This is a genomic window from Ruegeria sp. CDSB113 (genome assembly GCF_059611045.1).
In genome coordinates, this window is sequence record NZ_JBXWOU010000033.1 from 1 (window position 1) to 3,039 (window position 3,039).

The window sequence follows — 3,039 nt, forward strand, 5'->3', positions numbered from 1 at the left end:
CCGCACCCGCTGTCATTACCAGATCACCGCCCGAGTTGTGTGTGAAGGACACATCCCCAACATTCAGGTCCGAGAACACCAACCGGTCCGGCTGACCGCTCGAGACCGAGTAATCAGCGATCGTGTACGATCCGTTGCCGACAACATGGTAGTAAACATCGGTGCTAGCTGAACCAACTTGGTCGCCAAGTGGTGCAGCATAAGGTTCAACGGACACGACTACTGTTGCCGTAGCCAAACCACCCTGACCATCCGAAAGCTCATATGTAAGCGTGTCCTGACCGACAAAACCTATGTTTGGAGTATAACGAATTTGCCCTGCTTCGATTGTCACCGCGCCATTGACCGTGCCATTGACCGAAACGATGCTTAAGACGCCTCCGTCACTATCGGTGTCGTTACTTAGGACATCGATCAAAACCGAACCGCCAGTTGTAACTGTCGATCGATCGTCAGCTGATGTCGGCGCGACATTTGGTGGCGCCATGTCGGCAATTGTTTTCTCAGCAATTCCTATAGAATCAAGGGTTGTGCCATCTGAGAATGAAATTTGCTCTATCGAGCGTTGGCTCAGTGCATCAAAATGACCCTCAACGGTGATTGTTTCTCCTGAAGATAGAGTAATTATCAGGTTTTTCTGTTCGTCTTCCAGAAACTCAGCGTCCTCAACTGAATAGCCGACAATATTCAGAATATCGGTTTCGCCGGCAGACCCAATGTCACGGATGACATCTGACCCGTCGCCAGAGAGATACTCGTACGTGTCAGAACCTACTCCGCCGACTAGTTCGTCGTTGCCGTGGCCTCCGACCAGAAGATCTGCACCGGCTTCGCCTTCGAGGACATCGTCACCATTTCCACCTTGCAGATGATTATCTGCGGCGGTGCCAATCAATATGTCGTTGCCTCCGCCAGATACAATACTCTCGATGTTTTGAACCTGCTCTGTGATGCCATTGGCGGCAATAGCGGTCGATTGCTCCAGATTTATGTTTAAATCTTCGTTCATATAAGAGAAATCGATTACGTCAGTGCCGGCTCCGCCATCAAAGAAGTCGACCCCTTCTCCTGCCAAGAGGATATCGTTCCCATCGCCGCCATAGATACTGTCGTCGCCACTTCCACCGTCGAGTGCATCGTCTCCGTCTTCCCCGAACAATGTGTCAGCATCATCGCCGCCGTTTATTTGGTCGTTGCCAGCACCCGCTTTGATAACGTCCGCGCCACCTTCGCCTGAAACTACATCATCGCCGTCTCCGGCTTCGATTTCATTTGCGTCATCGCTTCCGGTTAAAGTGTCAGACCCAGCACCAGTGACGATGTTTTCGAAATTGAGGACTTGTTCCTCAGCACCACTCGAAAAGGTCGCTGTTCCAAGGGTTAGATTTACAGCGACTCCATCGGCGGTATAAGTAAAGTCAATGGTATCGATATCAGCGCCGCCATCAAATAAGTCAGCGCCGGCACTACCTAAAATGTAGTCATTTCCAGAACCACCGTAGTGAGCGTCGTCACCTTCACCGCCATCAATCCGATCATTTCCTTCCTCACCATACAACGTGTCATTCCCAGACCCGCCTGTGATTGCGTCGCTACCGTCTCCGCCGTGTATTTGATTGTCATCTTCGGAACCTATAAGGATGTTATCCCCCGCTCCTGCGATGATGTTCTCTATGTTGAGGACCTGCTCTTCTGCTCCGCCTGTTAAAACAGCCCGGGAAAGCGACAGATTGATGGCTACGTGATCAGCTGTGTACGTAAAGTCGAGTGTATCTTTTCCTTCTCCACCATCGAATCTGTCGAGGCCATCTCCTGCCACAAGAGTATCGTTTCCTTCCTCACCTTGGAGGGTGTCGTCTCCAGCACCACCTGTGATGTTATCATTACCTGTGCCACCAATCAGATAATCATTGCCGCCCAGACCGAAGATCACATCGTCGCCTGCGTTACCGTACAACTCATTGGCACTTTCGGTTCCAGTGAGTGCGTTGTTTCCCGCACCACCCACGATGTTTTCAAAATTTAGAACTTGTTCGGTCGTGCCATCGGTAAAGGTGGCTGCTCCAGCGGACAGATCAAGCGTGACATCGTCGTTTGTATAGGTGAAATCAATGGTGTCTATATCATCCCCACCATCGAAGAAATCCATACCAGCATTGCCGAGAATGTAGTCATTACCGGCTCCACCGTAGTGAGAATCGTCACCAGCACCGCCATCGATCCGGTCATTTTCCTGCTCACCATAAAGCGTGTCATTACCGGCGCCGCCCTGCAGGTCGTCGTCGCCACGACCACCAAGGATCTGATCGTCAGAATCCCAACCAATGATTGTATCATCGCCGTCATTGCCCTGCAGAGCCTTGCCGCGGATATCCAACCAATCAAATACGGTTCCGTCGCTGAAATGGATAAACTCAACCGCATTGTAACCGCTGCTCTGGAAATGGTACTGCCACGTGATCACGTCACCAGCGGACGTGGTGATAACCAAATGCTGGTCAGGACCGTTGCTATTCGCAAAATCAACCTGATCTGGTGTAAGATCTGTGAAACTCAAAGTATCGTTGTGATGGGAATACCAATCATAATCGCGGATCGTATAAGACCCATCTCCCTGAGTATGAAAATAGTCTTCCTTGTTCTCCGTGCCGACAACTGTACCAGTTGGTTTCATGTCGGCCACCATGCGGTTGCGCAACTCATCCTGGTTCAGTGTTGTGCCATCGGCAAATGTGAAGGTCTCGATGGAACTCCACTTATTCTCATTGAGTTGGTTCACCAAAGTGATCTGCTCTCCGTTGAACAGCGTGAAGATCAAGCCATTACCGCTCCGGCTCAAGGTGAAGTCATCAATGTTGATGTCAGTAAAAGTCAGAGTATCTGTGTAAGTTTTATAGCTGTCGTAGTCGGTGATGGAGTAAGACCCATCGCCTGACGCATGCACGTAGTCTTCGGCATTTTGCGTTCCCACAACGGCACCTGAAGCTTTCATGTCGTGCATCAGACGATCACGGAACTGGTCCTGCCCCCAGAGCGTTC

1 protein-coding gene is annotated in these 3,039 nt (G+C 50.7%); it reads right to left on the reverse strand.

The window, feature by feature from the left end; translation table 11 throughout:
• On the reverse strand, positions 1 to 3,001 hold a 3,001-nt coding region (locus AC2FIS_RS23115), incomplete at its 3' end, for a calcium-binding protein (protein ID WP_496775611.1).
• Positions 3,002 to 3,039 lie beyond the last annotated feature (38 nt).